Source organism: Streptomyces sp. RK62 (assembly GCF_018070255.1).
GTDB lineage: Bacteria > Actinomycetota > Actinomycetes > Streptomycetales > Streptomycetaceae > Streptomyces > Streptomyces nigra.
In genome coordinates this window covers 41,027-61,262 of sequence record NZ_JAGPYD010000017.1, presented here as the reverse complement: position 1 = coordinate 61,262, position 20,236 = coordinate 41,027, and the positions used below count along the sequence as shown (strand labels likewise).

Genomic DNA, 20,236 nt, shown 5'->3' with positions numbered 1-20,236 from the left:
GTCGCACTCCAGGGAGCCCTTTCATGGCCTCGTTGCCACCGACCCCTTCCGCCGACAGCCGGACCCGTGTGTCCGCTCTCCGTCAGGCCCTCGCCACCCGAGTGGTCGTCGCCGACGGAGCGATGGGCACCATGTTGCAGGCCCAGGACCCCACACTCGAGGACTTCCAGAATCTCGAGGGCTGCAACGAGATCCTGAACGTGACCCGGCCGGACATCGTCCGCTCCGTGCACGAGGCGTACTTCGACGCGGGCGTGGACTGCGTCGAGACGAACACCTTCGGCGCCAACCACGCCGCGATGGCCGAGTACGACATCCCCGAACGGGTCTTCGAGCTGTCCGAGGCCGGCGCCCGTATCGCCCGGGAGACCGCCGACGCCTTCGCCGCCCGCGACGGGCGCGACCGCTGGGTGCTGGGCTCCATCGGCCCCGGCACCAAGCTCCCCACCCTCGGCCACATCGGCTACACCACCATCCGTGACGCGTTCCAGCAGAACGCCGAGGGCCTGATCTCCGGTGGCGCCGACGCGCTCATCGTCGAGACCACCCAGGACCTGCTGCAGACCAAGGCCGCCGTCATCGGCGCCCAGCGCGCCCGCGAGCTGTCCGGCCTGGACCTTCCGATCATCGTCTCCGTCACCGTCGAGACCACCGGCACCATGCTGCTCGGCTCCGAGATCGGCGCCGCCCTGACGGCCCTGGAGCCGCTCGGCATCGACATGATCGGCATGAACTGCGCCACCGGCCCCGCCGAGATGAGCGAGCACCTGCGCTATCTCTCCCGGCACTCGCGCATCCCGCTGTCGTGTATGCCGAACGCCGGCCTCCCTGTCCTCGGCAAGGACGGCGCCACCTACCCGCTGACCGCGCCCGAGCTGGCGGACGCCCACGAGACCTTCGTCCGCGACTACGGGCTGTCCCTGGTCGGCGGCTGCTGCGGCACCACGCCCGAGCATCTGCGCCGGCTCGTCGAGCGGGTCCGGGACCTCGCCCCGACCGAGCGGACCCCGCAGCCCGAGCCGGGCGCCGCCTCGCTCTACCAGACCGTCCCGTTCCGGCAGGACACCTCCTACCTGGCCATCGGCGAACGCACCAACGCCAACGGCTCCAAGAAGTTCCGCGAGGCCATGCTGGACGGCCGCTGGGACGACTGCGTGGAGATCGCCCGCGAGCAGATCCGCGAGGGCGCGCACATGCTCGACCTGTGCGTGGACTACGTCGGCCGCGACGGCGTCGCCGACATGCGCGAACTCGCCGGGCGGTTCGCGACCGCCTCCACCCTGCCGATCGTGCTGGACTCCACCGAGGTCGACGTCATCCGGGCCGGCCTGGAGAAGCTTGGCGGACGCGCCGTCATCAACTCCGTCAACTACGAGGACGGCGACGGCCCCGAGTCCCGCTTCGCCCGCGTCACCGCACTGGCCCGCGAGCACGGCGCCGCGCTGATCGCGCTGACCATCGACGAGGAGGGGCAGGCCCGCACCCCCGAGAAGAAGGTCGAGATCGCCGAACGGCTGATCGACGACCTCACCGGGAACTGGGGCATCCACGAGTCGGACATCCTCATCGACACCCTGACCTTCACCATCTGCACCGGTCAGGAGGAGTCCCGCAAGGACGGCATCGCCACCATCGAGGCCATCCGCGAACTCAAGCGCCGCCACCCCGACGTCCAGACCACGCTCGGCCTGTCCAACATCTCCTTCGGCCTCAACCCGGCCGCCCGCATCCTGCTCAACTCCGTCTTCCTGGACGAGTGCGTGAAGGCCGGCCTGGACTCGGCGATCGTGCACGCCAGCAAGATCCTGCCGATCGCCCGCTTCAGCGAGGAAGAGGTGCAGACGGCCCTCGACCTCATCCACGACCGGCGCGCCGAGGGCTACGACCCGCTGCAGAAGCTGATGGCGCTGTTCGAGGGCGCCACCGCCAAGTCCCTCAAGGCCGGCAAGGCCGAGGAACTGGCCGCGCTGCCGCTGGACGAGCGCCTCAAGCGGCGCATCATCGACGGCGAGCGCAACGGCCTGGAGGCCGACCTCGACGCGGCCCTGCAGGACCGGCCCGCCCTGGACATCGTCAACGAGACGCTGCTGGACGGCATGAAGGTCGTCGGCGAGCTGTTCGGCTCCGGGCAGATGCAGCTGCCGTTCGTGCTGCAGTCCGCCGAGGTCATGAAGGCCGCCGTCGCCTACCTCGAACCGCACATGGAGAAGACCGACGACGAGGGCAAGGGCACCATCGTGCTGGCCACCGTCCGCGGCGACGTCCACGACATCGGCAAGAACCTCGTGGACATCATCCTGTCCAACAACGGCTACAACGTGGTCAACCTGGGCATCAAGCAGCCCGTCTCCGCGATCCTGGAAGCCGCCGAGGAGCACCGCGCCGACGTCATCGGCATGTCCGGTCTCCTGGTGAAGTCCACCGTGATCATGAAGGAGAACCTGGAGGAGCTGAACCAGCGCGGCCTCGCCGCCGACTACCCGGTCATCCTCGGCGGCGCCGCCCTGACCCGCGCCTACGTCGAACAGGACCTGCACGAGGTCTACGAGGGCGAGGTCCGCTACGCCCGCGACGCCTTCGAGGGCCTGCGCCTGATGGACGCCCTCATCGGCGTCAAGCGGGGCGTGCCCGGCGCCAAGCTCCCCGAGCTCCGGCAGCGCCGGGTGCGGGCCACTGCGCAGACCGTGGTCGAGGAGCGGCCCGAGGACGGGCCCGTGCGCTCCGACGTCGCCACCGACAACCCCGTGCCCGAACCGCCGTTCTGGGGCACCCGCGTCAGCAAGGGCATCCAGCTCAAGGAGTACGCCTCCTGGCTGGACGAGGGCGCCCTCTTCAAGGGCCAGTGGGGGCTGAAGGAGTCCCGCGCCGGTGACGGGCCGTCGTACCAGGAACTCGTCGAGACCGAGGGCCGGCCCCGGCTGCGCGGTCTGCTCGACCGTCTCCAGACCGACAACCTCCTCGAGGCGGCCGTCGTCCACGGCTACTTCCCGTGCGTGTCCAAGGACGACGACCTGATCGTCCTCGACGAGCACGGCAACGAACGGACCCGCTTCACCTTCCCCCGCCAGCGCCGCGGCCGCCGCCTGTGTCTCGCGGACTTCTTCCGCCCGCAGGAGTCCGGCGAGACGGACGTCGTCGGCTTCCAGGTCGTCACCGTCGGCTCCCGCATCGGCGAGGAGACCGCCCGGCTCTTCGAGGCCAACGCCTACCGCGACTACCTCGAACTGCACGGCCTGTCCGTCCAGCTCGCCGAAGCCCTCGCCGAGTACTGGCACGCGCGCGTGCGCTCGGAACTGGGCTTCGCCGGCGAGGACCCGGCCGCCATCGAGGACATGTTCTCCCTGAAGTACCGGGGCGCCCGCTTCTCCCTCGGCTACGGCGCCTGCCCCGACCTGGAGGACCGCGCGAAGATCGCCGACCTGCTGCGGCCCGAGCGCATCGGCGTCCACCTCTCCGAGGAGTTCCAGCTGCACCCCGAGCAGTCCACGGACGCCATCGTGATCCACCACCCGGAGGCCAAGTACTTCAACGCACGCTGACGCCCGCGCCGGGGCCCGTGCGACCGGTGTGCCGGGAGGCACATCGGGTGTACCGGGCGATACCCCGGCGAGCGTCGTACACTGGACGGTCCACCGCAGGCCGGTTCCCTCCGTGGGAACCGGCCTGGTCGTCCCTAGAAGGAGGTACGTGGATGACCAGCACCGTCCCCGCGCCGTCGACCCGTACGGCCGACGGCTCGGCCCTGCAGGCCGTTCTCCTCGACATGGACGGCACCCTGGTGGACTCCGAGGGCTTCTGGTGGGACGTCGAGGTCGAGGTCTTCGCCTCCCTCGGCCACACCCTCGACGACACCTGGCGCCATGTCGTGGTCGGCGGGCCCATGACCCGCAGCGCCGGCTTCCTCATCGAGGCCACCGGCGCCGACATCGGCCTGGACGAGCTCACGGTGCTGCTCAACCAGGGCTTCGAGGACCGTATCGACCGCTCCCTGCCGCTGATGCCGGGAGCCGCCCGGCTGCTCGCCGAGCTGTCCGAGCACGGCGTCCCCACCGCCCTGGTCTCCGCCTCGCACCGCCGCATCATCGACCGTGTGCTCACCACGCTGGGCCCGCAGCACTTCGCGCTCACCGTCGCCGGCGACGAGGTGAGCCGCACCAAGCCCCACCCCGACCCCTATCTGCTCGCCGCGGCCGGCCTGGGCGCGGACCCCGCGCGCTGCGCGGTCGTCGAGGACACGGCGACCGGGGTCGCCGCCGCCGAGGCCGCCGGCTGCCAGGTGGTCGCCGTCCCCTCGATCGCCCCCATCGCCCCGGCCGCCCGCCGCACGGTCGTGCCCTCGCTGGAACACGTCGATCTGGCATTTCTCCGCGGGCTGATGACAGCCGCCTGATGACAGTTCGACCACGACTCGTCACTGTCATGACAACTCGAATGCGCCGGCCGTTCACCCGCTTCTTCATCCGCCTGTTCACCGAGCGTGCAGCGCCGATTGCGGAGAAATTCCGCGCGTAAATTCGAACGCGCCGGACGGCCGAATTCCAGCGCTCTCCAAGATCGTCCAACCTGTGACGTTCGCCACTCCCGAGGCGCACTCGGGGGCGCCCGCCTCGCGCGGTCCGCCCCCGAACAACGGTTTTGAGCCCACCCTTGTGTCCCGATTGATGGACCCGTGCGCCAATCCTTCCGCCCTCGGCCTTCCGGTGCGTCCACACCCGATTCCACTGAGTGAGGAAGCCCCAACTCCGGTCCCCTCCAACCGTCCTGTGGGCGCGGACTAATCTCATCGCGAGAACATCGCCCTTACCCCGTGATCGGCCGCACCACCCTCTGCATGCCGGGTACACGGAGACAACAGCTGGAGAAACCCGAGCATGAACCGTAAGACTTTGGTGCTGCCGGTCGTCATCGGCCTGCTCGCGCCGGTTCTCGCCGCCTGCGGCGGAACCGACAGCGGCAGCGGCGGCGGCGACGCGATCGTCGTGGGCACCACGGACGTGTTCACTGCCTCGGAGGAGAGCCCCGCACCGCTCGACCCGGCCTGGGCCTACGACGTCGGCCTGTGGAACGTCCTGCGCCAGACCGTGCAGACCCTCATGATCCAGCCCCGCGGCGAGGGCGAGCCCGTCCCCGAGGCCGCCGAGAGCTGCAGCTTCACGGACAGCGGCAACGAACGCTACGCCTGCACCCTGCGCAAGGACCTCACCTTCGCCGACGGCGACCCCGTCACCGCGGACGACGTGAAGTACTCCATCGACCGCGCCCTCTCCCTGAAGGCCGACAGCGGCGTCTTCGCCCTGCTGTCCACCATCGACACCGTCGAGACGCGCGGCGACCGCGAGGTCGTCTTCCACCTCAAGACCGCCGACGCCACCTTCCCGTACAAGCTGTCCACCCCGGTCGCCGGCATCGTCGACCCGGACGCGTACGACAAGAAGAAGCTGCGCGACGGCTTCGAGGTCGACGGCTCCGGCCCCTACACCTTCAAGGCCGACGTCGAGGGCGACAAGCTCGTCTCCGCCGTGTTCACCAAGAACCCCGAGTACAAGGGGAGCCTCAAGGTGAACAACGACAAGGTCGAGATGCGCAACTTCGACAGCGCCGACGAGATGGGCGCCGCCCTCGACCGCGGCGACATCGACGTCATGACCCGCGCCATGTCGCCCGAGCAGATCGACGCGCTGGCCGCCGACTCCGACGACGACGTCGACCTCATCGACCTCGCCGGCCTCGAGATCCGCTACCTCGCCTTCAACACGAACGACTCCACCGTCCGCAGCAAGGCCGTCCGCCAGGCCATGGCCCAGCTGATCGACCGCGGCGAACTCGTCTCCAAGGTGTACGGCTCCCAGGCCGAGCCCCTCTACTCGCTCGTCCCCGCCAGCATCACCGGGCACTCCAACGCCTTCTTCAACAAGTACGGCGACCCCAGCACCGCCAAGGCCAAGAACATCCTGGAGCGGGCCGGTGTCACCACCCCGGTCCAGCTGACGCTGCACTACACCACCGACCACTACGGTCCGGCCACGAAGAAGGAGTTCGAGCTGCTGAAGGAGCAGCTCAACGGCAGCGGCCTGTTCGACGTCGACATCAAGGGCGCGCCCTGGGACGTGTTCCGCCCCGCGGAGAAGAAGGGCAAGTACGAGGTCTACGGCATGGGCTGGTTCCCGGACTTCCCCGACGCCGACAACTACGTCGCCCCGTTCCTCGACAAGGACAACTTCCTCGGCTCGCCCTACGCCAACGCCCGCGTCCGCAACAGCCTGATCCCCGAGTCGCGGCGCGCCGCCGACCGGATCGCCGCGACCGGCAGCCTCACCGAGATCCAGGACATCGTCGCCAACGACGTGCCGTTCATCCCGCTGTGGCAGGGCAAGCAGTACGTCGCCGCCGGCGACGACATCACGGGCACGGCCTACGCGCTCAACTCCTCCTCCACCCTCCAGCTCTGGGAGCTCGGCCGCGGCGTGAGCGGCTGACACCCCCGTCCGGCGCCCCCACCCGGGGCGCCGGACCCGCCCGGCTCCCCGACGGGCCCGGGTTCCTCACACAACCGACGACAAGGCGCTCGTAAGTGAACATGCGCAAGCACTGGCCGGTGCTGCCCCTCGTGGCAGGGCTGGCCTCCGGCCTGTTGACCGGCTGCGGAACGGAATCCGGGGACGCAGGGGGCGACGGGAACACCGTGGTCATGGGGATGTCCGACGACGTCCTCGCCACCGACCCCGCCTCCGGCTACGACCCGGGCTCCTGGCTGCTGTTCAACAACGTCTTCCAGTCGCTGCTCAGCTTCCCCAAGGGCGCCACCGAACCCCAGCCCGAAGCCGCCGAGCAGTGCTCCTTCTCCGACACCGGGGCCACCGTCTACAAGTGCGCCCTCAAGGACGGCCTGAAGTTCAGCAACGGTGACGAACTCACCGCCGCGGACGTCAAGTTCTCCTTCGACCGGATGCTCAAGATCGACGACCCCGACGGCCCCGCCGTCATGTTCTCCACCCTGGACAAGGTCGAGACCCCCGACGAGCGGACCGTCGTCTTCCGGCTCAACACCCCGGACGCCACCTTCCCCAGCAAGATCGCCTCCGGCGCCGGCTCCATCGTCGACCAGGACCAGTACGACGCCGACGGCCTGCGCGAGGACGGCGAAGCCGTCGGCTCCGGCCCGTACAAGCTCGAAGAGTTCAACGACGACCAGGCCGTCTTCACCGTCAACGAGAACTACAAGGGCACCGCCGAGGTCAAGAACAGCGGCGTCACCCTCAAGTTCTTCCGCGGCGACCAGCAGCGCCTCAAGCGCGCCCTGCTCGCCGAGGACATCGACATCGCCTACCGAGGCCTCACCGCCGGCGACATCGCCGACATCGAGAAGGCCGGCACCGACGCCTCCGGCGTCGAGGTCGTCGAGGGCAGCAGCGCCGAGGTCCAGCACCTCGTCTTCAACATGGACGACCCGGTCACCGGACAGCTCGGCGTCCGCAAGGCCATCGCCTACCTGCTCGACCGCGACGCCCTCATCCGGGACGTCCACGAGGGCACCGCCAGCCCGCTCTACTCGATCATCCCGGCCGGCATCGCCGGCCACAACACCGCCTTCTTCGACACCTACGGCGCCCGCCCCTCCCGCGCCAAGGCCGCCGCCGCCCTGCAGAACGACGGCATCACCGGCAAGGTCGAACTGACCCTGTGGTCCACTCCGTCCCGCTACGGCCCGGCCACCGACCAGCAGCTCAAGGCCATCGCCAAGCAGCTCAACGACAGCGGCCTCTTCAAGGCCGACGTCCGCTCCGTCGCCTTCGACCAGTACGAGAAGGACATCGCCAAGGGCAAGTACGGCGTCTACGTCAAGGGCTGGGTCCCGGACTACCCGGACGCCGACAACTTCACGGCACCCTTCTTCGGCAAGGGCAACGTCCTCAGCAACAACTACGACAACAAGAGCATCACCAACACGCTGATCCCGAGCACCGCCGCCGAGAGCGACCGCGCCGCCACCGACGACGCCTTCGGCAAGCTCCAGGACATCGTCGCCAAGGAACTGCCCATCCTCCCGGTCTGGCAGGGCAAGCAGTACGCCATCGTCCACGAGAACGTGTACGGCCTGGAGTACTGCCTCGACGCCTCCACCGTCTTCCGCTTCTGGGAGCTCAAGAAGGGCTGACCAGCGGCCCGCCCACACACGCACACGCCAGAGGGCGTCCCTCCACCGGAGAGACGCCCTCTGTCCGTCGCAGGGCCCGTCGCAGGCAGCGGCGGCCGGGACCGGCCCTACTGCGCGCCCGGACGCACCAGACCGCTCTCGTACGCGTACACCGCGGCCTGCACCCGGTCCCGCAGCCCCAGCTTCGTCAGCACATGCCCCACATGCGTCTTCACCGTCGTCTCGCTGACGAACAGATCCGCCGCGATCTCCGCGTTCGACAGACCCCGCGCCACCAGCTTCAGAACCTCCACCTCACGGTCCGTCAGCGTGTGCAGCGTGTCCGGCACCGGCTCGTCACCCGACGGCAGATGCGTGGCGTACTTGTCCAGCAGCCGGCGCGTGATGCTCGGCGCGAGCATCGCCTCACCCGCCGCCACCACCCGGATCGCCTGCACCAGCTCGGTCGCCGGAGCGTCCTTCAGCAGAAAGCCGCTCGCCCCCGCCCGCAGCGCCTCCACCACATACTCGTCGAGATCGAACGTGGTCAGCACCAGCACCTTCGCCGGGCCGTCCCGCCCGGGCCCGGTGATCTGCCGCGTCGCCTCCACCCCGTCCATCCGGGGCATACGGATGTCCATGAGCACCACATCGGGCTGCAGGGCCCGCACCTGATCGAGGGCCTGCAGACCGTCACCGGCCTCGCCCACGACCGCGAGATCCTGCTCGGCCTCCAGAATCATCCGGAACCCGGTGCGCAGCAGGGGCTGGTCGTCGACCAGCAGGACGCGGATGGCCACGTAAGTCTCCTTCGCTAGGCAGGCCCCATTCTGCCCTGCGCGCCCGCCCCGGACTCGGCCGCCCCGGACACCGGCGTCAGCGGATACGGCGGGGGAGTGCCGCCGAACTCCGGGCAGTGCGCCCGGTGATCGCACCAGCCGCACAGCTTCGTCTGCCGCGGCCGCCAGTCACCCGTCTCCGTCGCCACCCGGATCGCCTCCCACAGCGCGAGCAGCTTGCGCTCCACCCGCTCCAGGTCCGCCAGCACCGGGTCGTACGTCAGCACATCACCACTGCCCAGATACACCAGCTGCAGCCGGCGCGGCACCACACCCTTCAGCCGCCACACCACCAGCGCGTAGAACTTCATCTGGAACAGCGCGCCCTCCGCGTACTCCGGGCGGGGCGCCTTGCCCGTCTTGTAGTCGACGATCCGCACCTCACCCGTGGGCGCCACATCGACCCGGTCGATGATCCCGCGCAGCCGGAGCCCCGACTCCAGCTCCGCCTCCACGAACAGCTCCCGCTCCGCCGGCTCCAGACGCGTCGGATCCTCCAGCCCGAACCAGCGCTCCACCAGCTGCTCCGCCTCACCCAGCCAGGTCGCCAGCCGCTCACCCTCCGGATCGTCCGCGAACAGCTCCACGACCTCCGGGCGGCTCTCCCGCAGCCGGTCCCACTGCCCCGGGATCAGCGACTTCGCCCGCGGCGCCGTCCGCTCCGCCGCCGGCGCGTCGAAGAGCCGCTCCAGCACCGCGTGCACCAGCGTCCCCTTCGTCGCCGCCGCACTCGGCTTCTCCGGCAGCCGGTCGATCACCCGGAACCGGTACAGCAGCGGACACTGCATGAAGTCACTGGCACGCGACGGCGACAGCGACGAAGGAGCCCGCACCACCGACGGCACACCGGCAGCGCCCTCCACCGGCACCTCCCCATCCGCCCCCGCCGACCCCGCATGAACGGCCGCCCCCGTGGGGTACACGTCCGTCATCGGCGCCGTCGCCCCCGCGACCTCGCCGCCGCCGTCCGCCGCGGCGCCCTCCGTGCTCGTCTCCATGACCACAGACCCTACGGCCCACCACTGACAGTCACCCAGCCACGGGCACCCGCGGACAGCCCCAGCGGGGTGCCGGGGCGGAACGCCACAGCACCGCCGCATACCATCGACTCGAGACCTTCCGCCCGGCAGGCGCGGACGACGCATCCAACGAGGGGACACCGTGGACGAGAGCGGCGGGAGCGGGAAGCCGCGCTCCGGCACCGACGAGCCGACCGAGCACCGTACGGACCGGCCGGCCCCCGACCCCGGACGGCCCGACGCACCCACCGGCCCCGAGACGGGCAGCACCCCCACCGGCCCCGGCCCGGACGAAAAACCGCCCGCCGAGGACCAGGACCACCAGCACCCCACGGGCGAGGACACCCGGCCGCCGCACACCACGCCCGGCACCGACGGCCCCCACCCCCCGCACCTCCACGACGACCGCGCCTTCGCCCACTCCGACGACGACAAGCCCCGCCCGCCCCGGCGCCCCCGCGACCCCCGAGGCGGACTCCTCATGGGCCGCCCCTTCGGCGTACCCGTCTACGTCGCCCCCAGCTGGTTCCTCGTCGCCGCACTCATCACCTGGGTCTTCGGCGGCCAGCTCGACCGCGTCCTACCCGAGCTCGGCGCCGCCCGCTACCTCGTCTCCCTCTTCTTCGCCATCGCCTTCTACGCCTCCGTCCTCGTCCACGAACTCGCCCACACCGTCGCCGCCCTCCGCTTCGGCCTGCCCGTACGCCGCATCCAGCTCCAGTTCTTCGGCGGCGTCTCCGAGATCGAGAAGGAAGCCGAGACACCCGGCCGCGAATTCGTCCTCGCCTTCGTCGGCCCCCTCCTCTCCCTCGTCCTCTCCGGCGTCTTCTACGGCGCCCTGCGCCTCGTCGAACCCGGCACCGTCCCCGGCGTCCTCCTCGCCGGACTGATGATCTCCAACCTCATCGTCGCCGCGTTCAACCTGCTCCCCGGCCTCCCCCTCGACGGCGGCCGCATGCTCCGCGCCGTCGTCTGGAAGATCACCGGCAAACCCATGACCGGCACCGTCGCCGCCGCCTGGGTCGGCCGCGCCCTCGCCGTCTCCGTCCTCATCGGCCTGCCCTGGCTCACCCAGTCCGGCGCCCTCGGCTCCGACGCCGTCGACAACGTCGGCATGGACACCGTCATGGACGCCCTGCTCGCCGCCATCCTCGCCGCGATCATCTGGACCGGCGCCGGCAACAGCCTGCGCATGGCCCGCCTGCGCGAACACCTGCCGGAACTCCAGGCCCGCGCCCTCACCCGACGCGCCGTCCCCGTCGAAGCCGACACCCCCCTCTCCGAAGCCCTGCGCCGCGCCAACGCCGCCGGCGCCCGCGCCCTCGTCGTCGTCGACGCCGACGGCAGCCCCCTCTCCCTCGTCCGCGAAGCCGCCATCGTCGGCGTCCCCGAACACCGCCGCCCCTGGGTCGCCGTCAGCAGCCTCGCCCAGGACATCACCGACGGCATGCGCGTCTCCGCCGAACTCTCCGGCGAAGAACTCCTCGACGCCCTGCGCACCACCCCCGCCACCGAATACCTCGTCGTCGAGGAGACCGGCGAGATCTACGGCGTCCTGTCCGCCGCCGACGTCGAGCGCGCCTTCGTCAAAGCCATGGCCCGCCCCAGCTGACCCCCCACCGCCCGTGGTCGGCGGCCCACCGAAACGCCGGTAGGCTGTTCACATGTCCGAACCGACCGGTGCCGCCCGCAGGCGCGGGCCCTTCAAGGTCGGGGACCAGGTTCAGCTGACCGACCCCAAGGGCCGCCACTACACGTTCACGCTCGAAGAGGGAAAGAACTTCCACACCCACAAGGGTTCCTTCCCCCACGACGAGCTGATCGGCGCTCCCGAGGGCAGCGTTGTCCGCACCACCGGTAACGTCGCCTACCTCGCGCTGCGCCCCCTGCTCCCCGACTACGTCCTGTCCATGCCCCGCGGGGCGGCCGTCGTCTACCCCAAGGACGCGGGGCAGATCCTCGCCTTCGCCGACATCTTCCCCGGCGCCCGCGTCGTCGAAGCCGGCGTCGGCTCCGGCTCGCTCAGCAGCTTCCTCCTGCGCGCCATCGGCGACCACGGAATGCTGCACTCCTACGAGCGCCGCGAGGACTTCGCCGACATCGCCCGGCAGAACGTCGAACGCTACTTCGGCGGCCCCCACCCCGCCTGGCAGCTCACCGTCGGCGACCTCCAGGACAACCTCAGCGACACCGACGTCGACCGCGTCATCCTCGACATGCTCGCCCCCTGGGAATGCCTCGAGGCCGTCTCCAAGGCCCTCGTCCCCGGCGGCATCGTCTGCTGCTACGTCGCCACCACCACCCAGCTCGCCCGGACCGTCGAGTCCATCCGCGAGATCGGCTGCTTCAACGAGCCGACCGCCTGGGAGACGATGATCCGCAACTGGCACATCGAGGGCCTCGCCGTCCGCCCCGACCACCGCATGATCGGCCACACCGGCTTCCTGCTCACCGCCCGTCGGCTCGCCGACGGCGTCGAGCCGCCCATGCGCCGCCGCCGCCCCGCCAAGGGCGCCTACGGCGAGGACTACGAAGGCCCCAACGCCGACCGAGGCGCCGGCCGCTGACCCCGGCCCGCACACCGACAACGCGAAGACGCCGGGGTGGAGTTCCCGAAACCGACAGGGAACTCCACCCCGGCGTCGTTCCGTTCACCGGACCCGCCCCCGGCCCTCCCAGGAGAACCGGACCAAGTACCCACCCCGCCGTTCCCCCGCACTGTGACGTGTGGCACGATGCTGGCCACCCCCACCGGCACAGCCCTCACAGGAGACGCTCCTCGTGCAGCAACCCGCCGTCCCGGAACTGGCACACACCCACACCCGGCCCATCCACTGGGTCGCCACCGCCACAGCCCTCGCCGGCGTCGTGGCGCTCTCCAGCGTCCTCCAGTCCAACTCGGCGACAGCGGCCCAGCCGACCGGCACCGACGCCAAGAACGCCCCCGCCGCCACCGCCGCGCCCCCCGACCCCGCCAAAGCCGACTTCCCGCTGACCTGCGGACCCGTCAAGGCCATCGTCGTCAAGAAGGCCACCGGCGACCTCGACGGCGACCACCGCCCCGAGACCGTCGCCGTCGTCCACTGCGACTCACCCATGGGCACCCCGCCCGACGGCGTCTACGTCCTCACCAACGCGACGGGCAAAACCGCGCCCCGCATCGTCGCCACCCTGATCGACCCCAAGGACAGCGTCACCGTCCGTGACATCGCGATCCGCGACGGAGCCGTCACCGCCCACCTCTTCGGCTACTCGTCACCCGACGTGCCCCGCTGCTGCCCCGACGTCAACGACAGCGCGAAATGGCAGTGGAAGAACGGCTCGTTCCTGCGCTCGACACCCGCCGGAGCACACAGCGTCTGACATCCATGACGCACCGTGTGAGAAATCAGACAGCCGTAACGAGCCGTACCCGCAAGGTCACTCGGCGTCCGGACCGAACACCTCGACCTTGTCCAGAACCCGACGTACATGGATGCACTCGCCCGGACACTCCCGCGCCGAATCCACCACATCCGTGAGAAGCGGCAGCGGCACGGGCGTTGTCGCCCCCTCCGCCTGCAACAGCTCCTCGTCGGCGCCCTTCACATAGGCCAGACCATCGATGTCCAGCTCGAACACCTCAGGCGCATACTGGGCACAAATACCGTCACCCGTGCACAACGCCTGATCGATCCAGACCTCCAGCGCCTCACCCTCGACCGAGGCCGCCTGCTCCACGCTCATCTCTCCCACCGCTTCCCCCGCCCAGCCGCACGGGAATCCGGCCAGCTCCGACGGGTGTTGAACACCTCGACACTACCCCCGCCTGGGTTCCATTCATGTCCGGTGGGTATTCCCCTGGCGTGAGGGAGAGCGCAAGGGTGAAGATCGGACACACCCCGACCGTCTTTGTGATCTAGGGGTTTCAATCGACACCCACCCAGGTAGGGTCTGGAAGCGTCCAGCTCCCTTTGGAGGAGGTGAGGACCGTGGCAGCCCACGACGACGACATGAACCGCGGCATCCGCCCGGGACGAGGGTCCGACGACCCGGCCGGGCAGATCGCCTATCTTGAGCAGGAGATCGCCGTCCTGCGACGCAAGCTCGCCGACTCTCCGCGGCACACGAGGATTCTCGAAGAGCGGATCGTCGAGCTGCAGACCAACCTGGCCGGCGTATCCGCCCAGAACGAGCGACTCGCCAACACGCTCCGTGAGGCCCGCGACCAGATCGTGGCCCTCAAGGAAGAAGTCGACCGGCTCGCCCAGCCACCGGCCGGCTTCGGAGTCTTCCTGCAGGCCAACGAGGACGGCACCGCCGACATCTTCACCGGAGGCCGCAAACTCCGCGTGAACGTCAGCCCGAGCGTCGAACTCGACGACCTCCGGCGCGGCCAGGAAGTCATGCTCAACGAAGCCCTCAACGTGGTCGAGGCCATGGAGTTCGAGAGCGTCGGCGACATCGTCACCCTCAAGGAGATCCTCGAGGACGGCGAACGCGCACTCGTCCTCGGGCACACCGACGAAGAACGGGTCGTACGCCTCGCCGAACCCCTGCGCGGCATCACCATCCGCCCCGGCGACGCCCTCCTGCTCGAACCCCGATCCGGCTACGTCTACGAGATCGTCCCCAAGAGCGAGGTCGAAGAACTCGTCCTCGAAGAAGTCCCCGACATCGGCTACGAACAGATCGGCGGCCTCGGCGGCCAGATCGAGGCCATCCGCGACGCCGTGGAACTGCCCTACCTCTACCCGGACCTGTTCAAGGAGCACGAACTGCGCCCGCCCAAGGGCGTCCTGCTCTACGGACCCCCCGGATGCGGAAAGACACTCATCGCCAAGGCCGTCGCCAACTCGCTGGCCAAGAAGGTCGCCGAAGTCACCGGCCAGGCCGCCGGCAAGAGCTTCTTCCTCAACATCAAGGGACCCGAGCTCCTCAACAAATACGTCGGCGAGACCGAACGGCAGATCCGCCTCGTCTTCCAGCGCGCCCGCGAGAAGGCCTCCGAGGGCACACCCGTCATCGTCTTCTTCGACGAGATGGAATCCCTCTTCCGCACCCGCGGCTCCGGCGTCAGCTCGGACGTGGAGAACACCATCGTCCCGCAGCTCCTCGCCGAGATCGACGGCGTCGAAGGCCTGCAGAACGTGGTCGTCATCGGCGCCTCCAACCGCGAGGACATGATCGACCCCGCCATCCTGCGCCCCGGCCGGCTCGACGTGAAGATCAAGATCGAGCGTCCCGACGCCGAGGCCGCCAAGGACATCTTCGGCAAGTACCTCACCGAACGCCTCCCGCTCCACTCCGAAGACCTCGGAGAGCACGGCGGCGACAAGTCCATGACGGTCCAGAGCATGATCCAGACCGCCGTGGAACACATGTACGCCGAATCCGAGGAGAACCGCTTCCTGGAAGTCACCTACGCCAACGGCGACAAGGAAGTCCTCTACTTCAAGGACTTCAACTCCGGCGCCATGATCGAGAACATCGTGGGCCGCGCCAAGAAGATGGCGATCAAGGACTTCCTCGAGCACAGCCAGAAGGGCCTCCGCGTCTCCCACCTCCTCCAGGCCTGCGTGGACGAGTTCAAGGAGAACGAGGACCTGCCCAACACCACCAACCCGGACGACTGGGCCCGGATCTCCGGAAAGAAGGGCGAGCGGATCGTCTACATCCGCACCCTCATCACCGGAAAGCAGGGCGCCGACACCGGACGCTCCATCGACACCGTGGCGAACACCGGTCAGTACCTGTAAAAGACAGGGCGGCTGCGGGCTCCCCACCGGGAACCCGCAGCCGACTGTTTTTCCGGCCACGCCGGACCGAAGGCGACCAACGCAATGACGCAAATGATCTCCCCACCAGCGCAAAGGCGTTCTAGGCTCTTCCATACCGCGCAGTCGCGCAGTGCGGGGACGGGCACCGCACACGCCACCGAGCGCCAGCGGTATCTGCGCGGCGCCCACGACCGAGGGCGCCGCCGGGCAAGGAGGGCCGCATGACCGTACGGCGAGTAATGGGCATCGAGACCGAGTACGGAATCTCCGTCCCCGGCCACCCCAACGCCAATGCCATGCTCACCTCATCCCAGATCGTCAACGCCTACGCCGCGGCGATGCACCGGGCCCGCCGGGCCCGCTGGGACTTCGAGGAGGAGAACCCCCTGCGCGACGCGCGAGGCTTCGACCTCGCCCGCGAGGCCGCCGACTCCACCCAGCTCACCGACGAGGACATCGGCCTCGCCAACGTCATCCTCACCAACGGCGCACGGCTCTACGTCGACCACGCACACCCCGAATACAGCGCCCCCGAGGTCACCAACCCCCGCGACGCCGTCCTCTGGGACAAGGCCGGCGAACGGATCATGGCCGAAGCCGCCGAACGAGCCGCCCAGCTCCCCGGCGCCCAGCCCATCCACCTCTACAAGAACAACACCGACAACAAGGGCGCCTCCTACGGCACACACGAGAACTACCTGATGAAGCGGGAAACCCCCTTCTCGGACATCGTGCGCCACCTCACGCCCTTCTTCGTCTCCCGCCAGGTCGTCACCGGCGCCGGACGCGTCGGCATCGGCCAGGACGGCCACGAACACGGCTTCCAGATCAGCCAGCGCGCCGACTACTTCGAAGTCGAGGTCGGCCTCGAGACGACACTCAAACGGCCCATCATCAACACCCGCGACGAGCCCCACGCCGACGCCGAGAAATACCGCCGCCTCCACGTGATCATCGGCGACGCCAACCTCTCCGAGATCTCCACCTACCTCAAACTCGGCACGACCGCCCTGGTCCTGTCCATGATCGAGGACGGCTTCATCGCCGTCGACCTCGCCGTCGACCAGCCCGTCCGCACCCTCCACCAGGTCTCCCACGACCCCACGCTCAAGCGCCTCATCACGCTCCGCAGCGGCCGCACACTCACCGCCGTACAGCTCCAGATGGAGTACTACGAACTGTCCCGCAAGTACATCGAGGAACGCTACGGAGCCGACGCCGACGACCAGACCAAGGACGTCCTCACCCGCTGGGAGGACACCCTCAACCGGCTCGAGAACGACCCCATGAGCCTCTCCGGCGAACTCGACTGGATCGCCAAACGCGAACTCATGGAGGGCTACCGGCGCCGCGACGGCCTCGACTGGGACGCCGCCAAGCTCCACCTCCTCGACCTCCAGTACGCCGACGTACGGCCCGACAAGGGCCTCTACAACCGCCTCGCCGAGCGAGGGCGCATCAAGCGCCTCCTGGACGAGGACACCGTCCAGCGGGCCAAGACCACGCCCCCCGAGGACACCCGCGCCTACTTCCGCGGCCGCTGCCTCGAGCAGTACGCCGACGACGTCGCCGCGGCCTCCTGGGACTCGGTCATCTTCGACCTCCCCGGACGCGACTCCCTCCAGCGCGTCCCAACCCTCGAACCACTTCGCGGAACGCGAAATCACGTCAAGGAGCTCCTGGACCGCTGCCGCACCGCGGAAGACCTGGTCAGGGTCCTGTCGGGCAACTGAGGGGTACCCGGACCGGGCCGGCCGAGCACCGGCCCGGCAGGGTGGAAAACCCGGCGGCCGGGAATCATCGAGATGGCCCCCGTACGTTGGAGAAACTGCGGGGCCGATGTCGGACCCGGCTTGTAGGGTCTGATCATCACCGATCGGCAGGAAAGCCGACCTGTCGACCATGTCGGGCGAACTGAGCGGGGTGAGGGATATGGCAACCAAGGACACCGGCGGCGGGCAGCAGAAGGCCACGCGCTCCACCGAGGAGGTCGAGGAGCAGAGCGCCGAGGCGCAGGCCTCGGAAGACCTCAAGGAGCGCCAGGAAAAGCTGAGCGACGACGTCGACTCGGTACTGGACGAAATCGACGACGTACTCGAGGAAAATGCCGAGGATTTCGTGCGCTCCTTCGTGCAAAAAGGCGGGGAGTAAAGGGTCCTAGGTCGATTTTCCTTCGAAGTGAAGGAAAGCGGGGGAGTCGGGTGACTGGGCCGGACGTCAAGAGATGCAGGGGCTGCGAGCGAGATCTGCCCCTCGCGTCCTTCGCGCGGGACAGGAACCGGCGGGACGGCCTCCAGGTGCGCTGCCGGGAGTGCGTGGCGGAGTACAGTGCCGCGCACTACCGGCGCCGCCGGGCGGCCATCGGCAAGTCCGTCCGGGAGAAGGTGGCCGTTCCTGCCGGACACAAGTTGTGCAGGCAGTGCGGAGAGGTCAAGCCGCACAGTGAGTGGCACCGCAACGCCACGGCCTCCGACGGCCTGGCGACACGATGCAAGGCATGCAAAGCCGTCCAGGGCCGGCAGGGTCACCTGAAGCGCGCGTATGGCATCACGGAGGCCGATCGCCAGGGGTTGGTCGCCTCGCAAGGGGGCGTCTGCTGCATATGTTTGGCGGCTTTGCCCGAGCATGTGGATCACTGCCATGAGACGGGTAGGGTCCGTGGCGTACTGTGCTTCAGCTGCAATGCCGCGCTGGGGCAGTTCAAGGATCGGCCCGACGTCATAAGGCGGGCTGCTGCTTACGTGGAAGGAATCGCGTGGAAGCCAACACTCGTAGCACCGGGCGTCTACCAGCTGCCTTCCTGACGCCTGGGTCGTCCTCGTTCATGGACTTTCTCGCCGAGCACCAGCCGGAGATGCTGCCCGGCAAGCGTCAACTGCCGCCCACGCAGGGCGTGATCGAGGCGCCGCACGGCACCACGATCGTCGCCGTGACCTTCCCGGGCGGTGTGGTCCTCGCCGGTGACCGGCGGGCCACGATGGGCAATGTCATCGCGCAGCGGGACATCGAGAAGGTGTTCCCGGCCGACGAGTACTCGGCGGTGGGGATCGCCGGCACGGCGGGTCTGGCCGTGGAGATGGTGAAGCTGTTCCAGCTGGAGCTGGAGCACTTCGAGAAGGTCGAGGGCGCGCAGCTGTCGCTGGAGGGCAAGGCGAACCGGCTGTCGACGATGATCCGTTCGAACCTGGGCATGGCGATGCAGGGTCTGGCGGTGGTGCCGCTGTTCGCGGGGTACGACGTGGACCGTGAGCGGGGGCGGATCTTCTCCTACGACGTCACGGGCGGGCGTTCGGAGGAGCACGGTTACGCGGCGACGGGTTCGGGTTCGATCTTCGCGCGCGGCGCGATGAAGAAGCTGTTCCGTGAGGATCTGAGTGAGGCCGAGGCCACGACGCTGGTGGTGCAGGCCTTGTACGACGCGGCGGACGACGACTCGGCGACGGGTGGTCCGGATGTCGCGCGCCGGATCTATCCGATCGTCACGGTGATCACCGAGGATGGTTTCCGTCGGCTCGGCGACGAGGAGTCCTCCGAGATCGCGCGTTCCATTCTGGAGCGGCGTCTGGAGCAGCCCGACGGTCCGCGGGCTTCGCTGCTGTAGCGGTGTGGTCCGGTTGTTTCCAGGTGATCGTGTGACTTCGACAGAAAGGGACGGATAACCGGTGTCGACGCCGTTCTATGTGTCACCCCAGCAGGCGATGGCGGACCGGGCGGAGTATGCCCGGAAGGGCATCGCGCGTGGTCGCAGCCTGGTCGTGCTGCAGTATGCCGATGGCATTGTGTTCGTCGGTGAGAACCCGTCCCGTGCGCTGCACAAGTTCAGTGAGATCTATGACCGGATCGGTTTCGCGGCCGCCGGTAAGTACAACGAGTACGAGAATCTGCGGATCGGTGGGGTGCGGTATGCCGATCTGCGGGGTTACACCTATGACCGTGACGATGTGACGGCGCGGGGTCTGGCGAACGTGTACGCGCAGACGCTGGGCACGATCTTCTCGTCGGCGGCGGAGAAGCCGTACGAGGTGGAGCTGGTCGTCGCGGAGGTCGGTGAGACTCCGGAGGGTGATCAGATCTATCGGTTGCCGCATGACGGTTCGATCGTGGATGAGCACGGTTCGGTCGCGGTCGGTGGTAATGCGGAGTTGATCAGCAGCTATCTGGATCAGCGGCATCAGGACGGGATGAGTCTGGCGGAGGCGTTGCAGCTGGCCGTGCAGGCGTTGTCGCGGGAGTCGAACGGTTCGCAGCGGGAGATTCCGGCGGAGCGGCTGGAGGTGGCGGTGCTGGACCGTACGCGTCCGCAGTCGCGGAAGTTCAAGCGGATCGTGGGCCGTCAGCTGGATCGTCTGCTGGAGGCGGGTGGCGCGGCGACGGAGGCGGAGAGTTCGGACGAGGCGGAGGGCCCGTCCAGCGGTTCGGAGAAGTAGTCAGCCCTCTACACACCCTGCTTGTGCCCCGGTCGCCTGTGCGGCCGGGGCTTCGGCG

At 68.9% G+C, this 20,236-nt stretch carries 16 protein-coding genes; 13 read left to right on the top strand and 3 right to left on the bottom strand.

What is annotated here, in order from left to right; translation table 11 throughout:
- Positions 1–23: 23 nt before the first annotated feature.
- The 4 genes from metH (at position 24) to KBY32_RS29175 (ending at position 8,155) form a co-directional block, all read left to right on the top strand.
- The gene (gene metH, locus KBY32_RS29190; RefSeq protein WP_210982208.1) at positions 24–3,539 is read left to right on the top strand and encodes a methionine synthase; all 3,516 of its coding nucleotides are present in this window, start codon (positions 24–26) and stop codon (positions 3,537–3,539) included.
- A gap of 152 nt (positions 3,540–3,691) precedes the next feature.
- Entirely contained in the window at positions 3,692–4,390 is a 699-nt protein-coding gene (locus tag KBY32_RS29185; protein ID WP_210982207.1) for an HAD family phosphatase, read from the top strand.
- Between the two features lie 481 nt (positions 4,391–4,871).
- Positions 4,872–6,476, top strand: coding sequence for an ABC transporter substrate-binding protein (locus KBY32_RS29180; RefSeq protein WP_210982206.1), 1,605 nt, complete (start codon positions 4,872–4,874; stop codon positions 6,474–6,476).
- A 95-nt stretch (positions 6,477–6,571) separates the two neighbouring features.
- Complete coding sequence (locus KBY32_RS29175; protein WP_210982205.1) at positions 6,572–8,155, top strand: ABC transporter substrate-binding protein; 1,584 nt, start codon at positions 6,572–6,574, stop codon at positions 8,153–8,155.
- 107 nt (positions 8,156–8,262) lie between these two features.
- Here KBY32_RS29175 and KBY32_RS29170 read toward each other — a convergent pair whose 3' ends face one another.
- Both KBY32_RS29170 and KBY32_RS29165 read right to left on the bottom strand, forming a co-directional pair.
- Complete coding sequence (locus KBY32_RS29170; protein ID WP_055622869.1) at positions 8,263–8,934, bottom strand: response regulator transcription factor; 672 nt, start codon at positions 8,932–8,934, stop codon at positions 8,263–8,265.
- 14 nt (positions 8,935–8,948) lie between these two features.
- On the bottom strand, positions 8,949–9,971 hold the full coding sequence (locus tag KBY32_RS29165; protein WP_210982204.1) for a RecB family exonuclease: 1,023 nt from the start codon (positions 9,969–9,971) through the stop codon (positions 8,949–8,951).
- A gap of 163 nt (positions 9,972–10,134) precedes the next feature.
- Here KBY32_RS29165 and KBY32_RS29160 point away from each other — a divergent pair, with 163 nt between their 5' ends.
- The 3 genes from KBY32_RS29160 to KBY32_RS29150 all read left to right on the top strand — a co-directional run bounded on the left by KBY32_RS29160 (position 10,135) and on the right by KBY32_RS29150 (position 13,355).
- Positions 10,135–11,604, top strand: a complete 1,470-nt coding sequence (locus tag KBY32_RS29160) for a site-2 protease family protein (RefSeq protein WP_210982203.1) — start codon at positions 10,135–10,137, stop codon at positions 11,602–11,604.
- A gap of 52 nt (positions 11,605–11,656) precedes the next feature.
- Complete coding sequence (locus KBY32_RS29155) at positions 11,657–12,559, top strand: tRNA (adenine-N1)-methyltransferase (RefSeq protein WP_055622871.1); 903 nt, start codon at positions 11,657–11,659, stop codon at positions 12,557–12,559.
- Between the two features lie 214 nt (positions 12,560–12,773).
- On the top strand, positions 12,774–13,355 hold the full coding sequence (locus KBY32_RS29150) for a hypothetical protein (protein ID WP_055622872.1): 582 nt from the start codon (positions 12,774–12,776) through the stop codon (positions 13,353–13,355).
- 57 nt (positions 13,356–13,412) lie between these two features.
- Here KBY32_RS29150 and KBY32_RS29145 read toward each other — a convergent pair whose 3' ends face one another.
- Entirely contained in the window at positions 13,413–13,718 is a 306-nt protein-coding gene (locus KBY32_RS29145; protein ID WP_055622873.1) for a ferredoxin, read from the bottom strand.
- Positions 13,719–13,963: 245 nt separating this feature from the next.
- Between KBY32_RS29145 and arc the strand changes: the two genes are divergently transcribed.
- The 6 genes from arc (at position 13,964) to prcA (ending at position 20,178) form a co-directional block, all read left to right on the top strand.
- On the top strand, positions 13,964–15,730 hold the full coding sequence (gene arc, locus KBY32_RS29140; RefSeq protein ID WP_055622874.1) for a proteasome ATPase: 1,767 nt from the start codon (positions 13,964–13,966) through the stop codon (positions 15,728–15,730).
- A 242-nt stretch (positions 15,731–15,972) separates the two neighbouring features.
- A complete protein-coding gene (gene dop, locus KBY32_RS29135; RefSeq protein ID WP_079033705.1) occupies positions 15,973–17,484 on the top strand; it encodes a depupylase/deamidase Dop in 1,512 nt (503 codons plus the stop codon).
- A 199-nt stretch (positions 17,485–17,683) separates the two neighbouring features.
- Positions 17,684–17,902 (top strand): ubiquitin-like protein Pup, encoded by a 219-nt coding sequence (locus KBY32_RS29130; RefSeq protein ID WP_055622958.1) that lies wholly within the window; start codon positions 17,684–17,686, stop codon positions 17,900–17,902.
- Between the two features lie 50 nt (positions 17,903–17,952).
- Entirely contained in the window at positions 17,953–18,555 is a 603-nt protein-coding gene (locus KBY32_RS29125) for an endonuclease VII domain-containing protein (protein WP_210982202.1), read from the top strand.
- Complete coding sequence (gene prcB, locus KBY32_RS29120; RefSeq protein ID WP_055622876.1) at positions 18,507–19,352, top strand: proteasome subunit beta; 846 nt, start codon at positions 18,507–18,509, stop codon at positions 19,350–19,352. Before KBY32_RS29125 ends, prcB begins: the two co-directional genes overlap by 49 nt.
- Before the next feature lie 61 nt (positions 19,353–19,413).
- Positions 19,414–20,178: a proteasome subunit alpha gene (prcA, locus tag KBY32_RS29115; protein ID WP_210982201.1), complete on the top strand. Its 765-nt coding sequence runs from the start codon at positions 19,414–19,416 to the stop codon at positions 20,176–20,178.
- Positions 20,179–20,236: the final 58 nt, after the last annotated feature.

Bases quoted from the DNA above. Each gene is read 5' to 3' on its own strand.
- metH (WP_210982208.1), top strand. From the start codon at position 24: ATGGCCTCGTTGCCACCGACCCCTTCCGCCGACAGCCGGACCCGTGTG.
- KBY32_RS29185 (WP_210982207.1), top strand. From the start codon at position 3,692: ATGACCAGCACCGTCCCCGCGCCGTCGACCCGTACGGCCGACGGCTCG.
- KBY32_RS29180 (WP_210982206.1), top strand. From the start codon at position 4,872: ATGAACCGTAAGACTTTGGTGCTGCCGGTCGTCATCGGCCTGCTCGCG.
- KBY32_RS29165 (WP_210982204.1), bottom strand. From the start codon at position 9,971: ATGGAGACGAGCACGGAGGGCGCCGCGGCGGACGGCGGCGGCGAGGTC.
- KBY32_RS29155 (WP_055622871.1), top strand. From the start codon at position 11,657: ATGTCCGAACCGACCGGTGCCGCCCGCAGGCGCGGGCCCTTCAAGGTC.
- KBY32_RS29145 (WP_055622873.1), bottom strand. From the start codon at position 13,718: ATGAGCGTGGAGCAGGCGGCCTCGGTCGAGGGTGAGGCGCTGGAGGTC.
- dop (WP_079033705.1), top strand. From the start codon at position 15,973: ATGACCGTACGGCGAGTAATGGGCATCGAGACCGAGTACGGAATCTCC.
- KBY32_RS29130 (WP_055622958.1), top strand. From the start codon at position 17,684: ATGGCAACCAAGGACACCGGCGGCGGGCAGCAGAAGGCCACGCGCTCC.